At 48.3% G+C, this 8,336-nt stretch carries 15 protein-coding genes; 1 reads left to right on the top strand and 14 read right to left on the bottom strand.

Annotated elements, in window-relative coordinates; translation table 11 throughout:
• From rpl5 to rpsJ, 14 genes are all read right to left on the bottom strand, one after another.
• Positions 1 to 325: large ribosomal subunit protein uL5 (gene rpl5 / locus M3200_RS06280; RefSeq protein ID WP_288178190.1), on the bottom strand; the 325-nt coding region annotated here is incomplete at its 3' end.
• 19 nt (positions 326 to 344) lie between these two features.
• Positions 345 to 674, bottom strand: coding sequence for a 50S ribosomal protein L24 (gene rplX, locus M3200_RS06275; RefSeq protein WP_022382690.1), 330 nt, complete (start codon positions 672 to 674; stop codon positions 345 to 347).
• Between the two features lie 15 nt (positions 675 to 689).
• The gene (gene rplN / locus M3200_RS06270) at positions 690 to 1,058 is read right to left on the bottom strand and encodes a 50S ribosomal protein L14 (RefSeq protein WP_022382689.1); all 369 of its coding nucleotides are present in this window, start codon (positions 1,056 to 1,058) and stop codon (positions 690 to 692) included.
• Between the two features lie 32 nt (positions 1,059 to 1,090).
• Positions 1,091 to 1,351, bottom strand: a complete 261-nt coding sequence (gene rpsQ, locus M3200_RS06265; protein ID WP_022105777.1) for a 30S ribosomal protein S17 — start codon at positions 1,349 to 1,351, stop codon at positions 1,091 to 1,093.
• Positions 1,352 to 1,378: 27 nt separating this feature from the next.
• Positions 1,379 to 1,585, bottom strand: coding sequence for a 50S ribosomal protein L29 (rpmC, locus tag M3200_RS06260; RefSeq protein ID WP_022382688.1), 207 nt, complete (start codon positions 1,583 to 1,585; stop codon positions 1,379 to 1,381).
• A gap of 1 nt (position 1,586) precedes the next feature.
• On the bottom strand, positions 1,587 to 2,012 hold the full coding sequence (gene rplP, locus M3200_RS06255) for a 50S ribosomal protein L16 (protein WP_022382687.1): 426 nt from the start codon (positions 2,010 to 2,012) through the stop codon (positions 1,587 to 1,589).
• Complete coding sequence (rpsC, locus tag M3200_RS06250) at positions 2,012 to 2,776, bottom strand: 30S ribosomal protein S3 (RefSeq protein WP_022382686.1); 765 nt, start codon at positions 2,774 to 2,776, stop codon at positions 2,012 to 2,014. The genes rplP and rpsC overlap by 1 nt, the downstream gene beginning before the upstream one ends.
• 18 nt (positions 2,777 to 2,794) lie before the next feature.
• Positions 2,795 to 3,130 (bottom strand): 50S ribosomal protein L22, encoded by a 336-nt coding sequence (gene rplV, locus M3200_RS06245; RefSeq protein ID WP_022382685.1) that lies wholly within the window; start codon positions 3,128 to 3,130, stop codon positions 2,795 to 2,797.
• A gap of 12 nt (positions 3,131 to 3,142) precedes the next feature.
• On the bottom strand, positions 3,143 to 3,415 hold the full coding sequence (gene rpsS / locus M3200_RS06240) for a 30S ribosomal protein S19 (protein ID WP_022382684.1): 273 nt from the start codon (positions 3,413 to 3,415) through the stop codon (positions 3,143 to 3,145).
• Between the two features lie 17 nt (positions 3,416 to 3,432).
• On the bottom strand, positions 3,433 to 4,260 hold the full coding sequence (gene rplB / locus M3200_RS06235) for a 50S ribosomal protein L2 (protein ID WP_022382683.1): 828 nt from the start codon (positions 4,258 to 4,260) through the stop codon (positions 3,433 to 3,435).
• Between the two features lie 17 nt (positions 4,261 to 4,277).
• On the bottom strand, positions 4,278 to 4,559 hold the full coding sequence (rplW, locus tag M3200_RS06230; RefSeq protein WP_022382682.1) for a 50S ribosomal protein L23: 282 nt from the start codon (positions 4,557 to 4,559) through the stop codon (positions 4,278 to 4,280).
• Entirely contained in the window at positions 4,559 to 5,176 is a 618-nt protein-coding gene (gene rplD / locus M3200_RS06225; RefSeq protein WP_022382681.1) for a 50S ribosomal protein L4, read from the bottom strand. The genes rplW and rplD overlap by 1 nt, the downstream gene beginning before the upstream one ends.
• Positions 5,177 to 5,226: 50 nt before the next feature.
• Positions 5,227 to 5,868: a 50S ribosomal protein L3 gene (rplC, locus tag M3200_RS06220; RefSeq protein ID WP_022382680.1), complete on the bottom strand. Its 642-nt coding sequence runs from the start codon at positions 5,866 to 5,868 to the stop codon at positions 5,227 to 5,229.
• A 12-nt stretch (positions 5,869 to 5,880) separates the two neighbouring features.
• On the bottom strand, positions 5,881 to 6,192 hold the full coding sequence (gene rpsJ, locus M3200_RS06215) for a 30S ribosomal protein S10 (protein WP_022105767.1): 312 nt from the start codon (positions 6,190 to 6,192) through the stop codon (positions 5,881 to 5,883).
• Positions 6,193 to 6,894: 702 nt separating this feature from the next.
• Between rpsJ and M3200_RS06210 the strand changes: the two genes are divergently transcribed.
• Positions 6,895 to 8,265: a DUF389 domain-containing protein gene (locus M3200_RS06210; protein ID WP_022382679.1), complete on the top strand. Its 1,371-nt coding sequence runs from the start codon at positions 6,895 to 6,897 to the stop codon at positions 8,263 to 8,265.
• Positions 8,266 to 8,336 lie beyond the last annotated feature (71 nt).

The following is an 8,336-nucleotide window of genomic DNA, read 5'->3' as shown; positions in this document are numbered from 1 at the left end:
GAAGAGCGATGTTGATCAGACGATCAAGGAATTCATACATCTTTTCCCCGCGAAGGGTAACTTTGCAGCCCAGGGGCATACCTTCACGGATTTTCCATGCAGCCAGGGACTTGTGAGCTTTGCAGATCATCGGACGCTGGCCGGTAATTGCTGCCAGGTCGTTTGCTGCTGCGTCTACAGCCTTGCTGTTTTCAGTAGCTTCGCCTACACCGATGTTGATGACAATCTTTTCCAGTTTCGGAATTTCCATGCCATTCTTGTAGCCGAACTTTTCACGCAGGGAATCTCTGACCTGCTCAGTATAAAAATCATGTAATCTGGACACTTGTTATCCTCCTTCCCGCTTAAGCCTTGTCAATAATAGCGCCGCTTTTTACAGCTGCTCTGACGAAAGTTCCGTCATTCTGCTGAACTTTCTTTACGCGGGTCGGTTTCTTTGTTTCCGGATCCAGAAGCATAACTTTGGAAGCGTAAATCGGAGCTTCTTTTTCAATAATTCCGCCCCTTGGATTAGCCTGGGTCGGTTTTGTGTGTCTTTTGATCATGTTGATGCCTTCGACAACAACACGACCGTCTTTCGGCATAGCAGCTTTGATCTTGCCCTGCTTGCCTTTATCTTTGCCGGAGATTACTACTACGGTATCGCCGGTCTTCACATGCAGTTTCTGACTCATACTTTGCCTCCCCTATTAGAGCACTTCGGGAGCGAGGGAAACGATCTTCATGAAATCTTTTTCACGGAGTTCTCTTGCTACCGGTCCAAAAATACGTGTTCCTACCGGGCTCTTGTCGTCTTTAATAATAACAACTGCGTTTTCATCGAAACGAATGTGGGAACCATCTTTGCGGCTTACGCCGTTAACGGAACGAACCACAACAGCTTTAACTACCTGGCCCTTCTTAACAACGCCGCCGGGGGTTGCATCTTTGACCGTACAAACTACAATATCGCCGATATTGCCGCTTCTACGGAAGGAACCGCCCAGGACTTTAATAACCAGGACGTTCTTAGCACCGGTATTATCCGCAACGTTGAGTCTGCTTTCCTGCTGAATCATCGTGCCTTTCCTCCTATATTCAACTTTCTATATTAGTTCTGACGGGCAACGATCTTCTCAACTCTCCAACGCTTGTCATGAGACAGCGGGCGGGTTTCGACGATGCGTACGGTATCACCGACACGGCATTCGTTGTTTTCGTCATGCGCTTTGAACTTTGTTGTGGTATTAATAGATTTTTTGTACAGCTTATGGGGAACTTTACGTTCTACAGCAACGACGACAGTTTTGTCCATCTTATCGCTGACAACAATTCCCTGGCGCACTTTGCGCAACTTTCTTTCTTCTGCCACGTTGAGATCCTCCTTTTGGATTAACTGTTATGCCTTCTTGGCAGCCTTCAGCTCTTCTTCGCGCTGAACAGTCTTGATTCTAGCGATGGTTTTCTTCACTTCGTGAATACGCATCGGATTTTCGAGCTGTCCTGTAGCGAGCTGAAAACGGAGGTTAAACAGTTCTTCCTTTAAGCCGGCAACCTTTTCATTCATTTCGGCAGTGCTCAGGTTACGAATTTCATTGACCTTCATTTTATTCACCTGCCACTTCTTGACCTTTAACTAAAAATTTTGTCTTGATCGGCAGTTTGTGGCTTGCAAGGCGCATTGCTTCCTTTGCAGTTTCCACCGGGATGCCGCCCATTTCGAACATAACGCGGCCAGGTCTTACGACTGCCACCCAGTATTCTACGGCGCCTTTACCGGAACCCTGACGGGTGCCGATCGGCTTAGCGGTTACTGGTTTGTCCGGGAAAATCTTGATCCATACTTTGCCGCCGCGCTTTGTGTAACGGGTCATGGCAATACGTGCTGCTTCAATCTGGCGGCTTGTGATCCAGGACGGTTCAGTTGCTACCAGGCCGAATTCACCGTAAGTAACTGTGTTGCCGCGATGTTCCTTGCCTTTCATACGGCCGCGGAACTGCTTGCGATATTTAGTACGCTTCGGAATTAACATCAGGAATCACTCCTTTCAGAGTTTTTCGGTCTGCGGTCTCTGCGATCACCACGACGGCCGCCTCTTCTGTTGCCTTCATGGCGGTTGTTGCCGCGGTCTTTATTGGTACGAACGTTTTCGTTTTCTTCAACGACTTCGCCAGGAGCGAGTTCGCCTTTGTAGATCCAGACTTTGATGCCGATTGCACCATAGGTGGTGTGAGCGGTTGTTACGCCGTAATCAATGTTGGCTCTCAGAGTCTGAAGCGGAATGGAACCTTCACGGTAGCTTTCGGAACGAGCGATTTCTGCGCCGCCGAGACGACCGGAAACGGTTACCTTGATACCCTTAGCGCCTGCACGCATGGTTCTGCCAACTGCCTGTTTAACAGCGCGGCGGAAGCCGATACGTCTTTCAAGCTGCGAAGCGATGTTTTCGCCAACCAGGATAGCGCTCATATCTACGGATCTGATTTCGAGGATATCGATATCGACATCTTTGTCGGTAACAACAGCGAGGGCTTTCTTAATGTCCTCAATACCTGTGCCGCCGCGGCCGATTACCATACCCGGCTTAGCTGTGTAAATAGCAATCTTAACGCGATTGCCTACGCGTTTAATGCCAATCTTGGAGATTCCTGCAGCAAACAGGTGCTTCTTTAAAAACTGGCGGATTTTGGCATCTTCCACAAGCAGTGCAGCATAATCTTTTTCTGCAAACCATTTGGAATCCCAGTCATCGATCACGCCTACACGCATTCCATGCGGATTAACTTTCTGACCCAAAACGTTTCCCTCCTTCGACTATTCTTTTTCAAAAACTTTTACCGTCAGTGTACTGGTACGTTTCATAATCCCGAAAGCCTGTCCACGGGAGCGTGGATGCACTCTCTTCATAATCGGGCCTGCATCTACAAAAATTGTGGAGATGTAGAGATTATCAATGTTCATGTTGTTGTTGTTTTCTGCATTTGCCATAGCGCTTCTCAGGCATTTTTCAATGATCTTAGAAGCAGCTTTTGGAGTGTTGTGCAGAATAGAAATGGCTTCTCCCGCTTTCTTGCCGCGGATAAGGTTGGCTACGATGCGAACCTTACGGGGAGAAATACGGATATTTCTAGATATTGCCTGAACTTCCATTTGTTTCCTCCCTTATTTCGCCTTATCGGTCTTGTTATGGCCTTTGAAAGTACGGGTCGGAGCGAATTCGCCAAGCTTATGGCCGACCATATCTTCAGTGATGTAAACCGGTACGTGCTTTCTGCCGTCGTGAACAGCGATTGTGTGTCCAACGAAGCTCGGCAGGATTGTAGATGCACGGGACCAGGTCTTGATGATTTTCTGTTCTTTAGTCTCGTTCAGCGCGTTGATCTTCTTTTCCAGAGAGAAAGCGACGAACGGGCCTTTTTTAACGGATCTGGACAATTTTACTCCTCCTTATCTTACTTACGTCTCTTAACAATCAGTTTAGTAGACGCTTTTCTGTTGTCCCTGGTCTTTACGCCGTAAGCAGGTTTACCCCAGGGTGTAACAGGACGCTTACGTCCGACAGGAGATTTACCCTCGCCGCCGCCATGCGGATGATCGTTCGGGTTCATGGAAACGCCGCGGTTAGCAGGACGAACGCCGAGCCAGCGGTTTCTTCCGGCCTTGCCGAGTGTAATGTTTTCATGATCTTCGTTGCCGATGGTTCCGATGGTTGCACGGCAGCAAATGTGTACTCTTCTCAGTTCGCCGGATGGCAGACGCAGCAGAGCATAGTCGCCTTCCTTAGCCATCAGCTGAGCGGAAGCGCCAGCAGAACGAACCATCTGGCCGCCCTTGCCGATCTTCAGTTCAACGTTATGAACGATGGTACCGAGAGGAATGTTGGTGAAAGGCAGGCAGTTGCCGACTTTGATATCGGATTCTGGTCCGCTTACGACCTGGTCGCCAACCTTCAGTCCCTTAGGAGCGAGGATGTAGCGTTTTTCGCCATCTGCATAGTGCAGCAGAGCGATACGGCAGGTACGGTTCGGATCGTATTCGATCGTAGCAACAGTTGCCGGAATGTTATCTTTATCTCTCTTGAAATCGATCAGTCTGTACTGACGTTTACGACCGCCGCCCTGGTGGCGAACTGTCATTTTACCGGAGCCATTACGACCGCCATGATTATGAACAGGAGCCAGAAGGGATTTTTCCGGTCTGTCTGTTGTAATTTCCTCAAAGGTGGAAACGGTCATCTGACGGCGTCCGGGAGTGTACGGTTTAAATGATTTATAAGCCATTTATTATTACTCCTCCTTTACGCTTCGAAGAGCTCAATCGTTTCGCCCGGTTTAAGGGTAACGACTGCTTTCTTCCAATCACTGCGACGACCCTGGGTCCGGCCCAGACGTTTCATCTTGCCTTCATAACGCATGGTATTCACAGCCTGAACTTTTACTTTGAAGATCTGTTCTACAGCCTGACGGATCTGGATCTTTGTCGCGGAAAGCGGCACACAGAATGTGTACTTGCGTTCCTCCATGAGAGCTGTGGACTTTTCAGTCACGATCGGTTTAATGAGGATGTCACGTGCTTCCATTATGCGAGTACCTCCTCAATCTTCTTAACAGCTTCCTGAGTCAGGAAGAGCTTGTCAGTATTTACAATATCATAGATATTGAGTCCGCTCGGAGCATAGGCTTTAACGCCAGGAATGTTTCTAGCGGAAAGAACCGTGTTGCGAGCGCCGTCAACGATGAGGGCTTTGCCTTCGGAGTGAAGGTCAGCGAGCATCTTTACAACGTTCTTTGTCTTCGGTGCTTCGAAGTCGATAGCATCGATAACGATCAGTTCATTTGCGCGGAGCTTTTCGCTCAGTGCAGATTTAACAGCGAGCTGACGTGCCTTTCTCGGCATATCTTTGGCATGGCTTCTCGGAGTAGGTCCGAATACTGTGCCGCCGCCTACCCACAGTGGAGAGCGGATGGATCCAACTCTGGCACGGCCGGTGCCTTTCTGTTTCCATGGTTTCTTGCCGCCGCCGCGAACAAGGCCTCTGGTCTTTGTGGCATGTGTGCCAAGGCGTTCATTAGCCATCTGGCGAACCACTGCCTGATGAATAACAGCTTCGTTATAGTCTACGCCAAAGACGCTGTCATTCAGCTCTATTTCGCCGGTTTCCTGGCCGGCGATATTATACAGCTTTACTTTCGGCATTGAGATGTTCCTCCCTTAATCAGAACAATTTTCTGTTGTTCCAGACAATATTATTTTACAGGCTTTACAGTATCCTGTACCATTACGAGGCTTCCCTTAGCGCCGGGAATGCCGCCTTTGACAAGCATAAGATTACGGGCGGTATCAACTCTTACTACCTGAAGATGCTGAACCGTTACTCTATCTCCGCCGAGCTGCCCCGGCATTTTCTTGCCTTTGAATACCTTTCCGCCGCCACCGGACATACGAGCACCGAGGGATGCTGTCTGACGATGGTTCTTGGAACCGTGGGATTCAGGTCCACGCTGATGGTTATGACGTTTAATGGTGCCAGCGAAACCCTTGCCGCGGCTTGTGCCGATAACGTCAACAATTTCGCCTTCTGCGAAAATGTCAGCAGCCAGAGTTTGGCCTACCGTGTAAGACGGCTTTTCAGCGAGTCTGTATTCACGGAGATGTTTAACCGGATCAATTCCGGCCTTTTCAAACTGACCTTTTACAGGTTTTGTCAAATGTTTTTCCTTGACAGCACCGTAGCCCAGCTGAACAGCATTGTATCCATCGCTTTCAACGGTTTTAACAGCTGCAACAACATTTGGCAGAACTTCAATAACACTTACTGGAATCAGGTCGCCGTTTTCAGCGAATACCTGAGACATTCCTAATTTTGTTCCCAAAATAGCCTTAGACATCTTTGCACCTCCTTACAGTTTAATTTCAATGCTGACGCCGGCTGGGAGTTCCAGTCTCATCAGCGCATCCGCGGTCTTCTTGGAAGGATCGAGGATGTCAATGAGTCTCTTGTGAATACGCATTTCGAACTGTTCACGGCTGTCTTTGTTGACATGTGGAGAACGAAGAATGGTGTACACGTTACGTTCCGTTGGAAGCGGAATCGGTCCCGAGACTCTGGAGCCTGTTCTCTTGGCAGTCTCCGCGATCTTCGCTGCGCTCTGATCAACTGCTTTGTGATCATAGCCTTTCAGACGAATTCTGATTTTTTCCTGTTTCGACATTACATAAACCTCCTACGTTCATTTCCTGAATGAACTGCTCCGTGGAAATTCCCCCGCGACGCGGGCCACCTTCCACTTCATAGTTTGTCTGCTGACTTATTTCCCTTCGCTGTACCCTCGAACAGTCCGGGAAGCATTCAGCCTTTTAATAATACTATTTTCAGACGGTGAAATCAAGTTATTTTCTGAAAATTTTTATTTTTTTCCCGAAACCTCGCACGAACGATAAGCACAAGTATTCCGCGGTTTAGGACTCCCTTATTTTAATATAAACACGCCTCCTCGCGTATACTAAATTATCTAAAATATTTATAAATTTTTTGAATTTTTAGTTTATTTTTTAAATCAAGGACACGTATCGGGGTGTACCGAGGCACTTTGCGAAACTATATGTCCGCTTTGTTTCGTCATCGAAAAACGTAAACAGCACATGCGGATCAAAAAAGAAAAAGGAAAATGAAATTTGACATGCCGGATCCAAATTGCCCCTTCCATTATTTTTCCGATATCCCTCTTTTCGATTCCCTATATATATGTATATATAAAGGAAAATATAAAGGAAAAGATTCCGGAAGGGGAATCGGATTTGAAAAACAGGACTGTCATTCTCATGGCGTATTTGGGATCGGCATACATCATTCCTTTCTCCAAACATGGTATAGTATAGAAAATGAATACTTATCTATATAGAGGGTGATGCTTATGTTTGACTGGAAAAAGTTTTTCAATATACGGATAGACAGCGCGCCGGCTGATGAACTTCGTGACAGGATAGAGTCTGACTCGACTGTCACAGGCGCCAACCTTGTCATTCTGATTGCGGCCATCCTGATTGCCTGCGTGGGACTCAATATGGACAGCACGGCCGTCATCATCGGTGCCATGCTTATTTCCCCTCTCATGGGCGGACTTGTCGCAGTCTCCTACGGCATGGCGACATATAACCTGCACTTCCTGAAGAGATCCATGGTGAAGCTTTCCTTCCAGATCGTCTTCTCGCTCCTGACGGCTGCCATTTACTTCGCCCTGACACCAATCACCATTCCAACGGCAGAAATGGCTGCCAGGACGTCTCCTACTATATGGGATGTCCTCATCGCTCTCTGCGGCGGCATCGCAGGAGCCGTCGGCAATACAAGGACAGTGAAAACGAACGTCATTCCAGGCGTTGCCATCGCAACAGCTCTGATGCCTCCTCTTTGCACGGCCGGCTACGGCATTGCCATGCGTTCCGTTCCCTACTTCACCGGGGCTCTCTACCTCTTCTTCATCAACGCCTTCTTTATCACGCTCTCCGGCTACTTCATCTTCAAACTTCTGGACGTCCCCATGAGCGAAACGATTTCACCGGCGCACTTCCGTTTCCAGCGCCATATCCTGCTGCTCCTTGGCATCGTCATTACCATACCAAGCATTTACATGGCAGGTACGACCGTCCGTGAAAGCATCCGCACATCCCAGATCGAATCCTTCATCAACCAGGACATGGACCTTCATGCAGCCAATGTCATTTCCTACCAGTTGAAAGACGGCACGCTTTTTGTGGACGTGCTCGGTGCCAGACTTGACGAGGAAACAATGGAAAACCTGCAAAAGAAGCTCAATGATTACGGAAGCTTGTCCAAAGTCCGCCTCGAAGTTGTTCAAAGCCCTGCTTCCTCTCTCAATAAGGAACAGGTCCAGGATCTCATCAGCAGCCGCCTCAAGCAGGCTACGACACAGACCGGAGGAAAATCATACAAGGAACTTGCGGAGGAATACTACGGATCCTATAACAGGGAGACGAGTACCATTTCCCTTCTGAAAAGTTTGAACAAGGAAGCGCCCGCCCTCTTCCCTGCCATCAAGGAAATCAAAGGCGGCACCGTCTATGGAAAAGACAAAGACGATACGTGGGCTCCGGCTGCATTTGAAGTGACAGTCACCGTCACCTCACAGCTCTCTCCCTCTGACGCTGAGAAACTTAAGAACTGGATAGCATCCCAGACTGAGCTGCCTGTCAGTCTGACAATCCAGATGGAAACAAGTCCTTCTTCCTATTTTGGAAATGGAATCAACTGGAATGGAAATTAAAAAAGAGCCGCTCCCGAATCTGATTCGGGCGGCTCTTTTTTGGTTCTTCACGCTTTTTTGTGGGATAAAAA

Source organism: Dialister sp. CAG:357, assembly GCF_000435155.1.
Lineage (GTDB): Bacteria > Bacillota > Negativicutes > Veillonellales > Dialisteraceae > Dialister > Dialister hominis.
The sequence above is the reverse complement of the archived record's forward strand: the minus strand, read 5'-3'. Positions and strand labels throughout refer to the sequence as shown.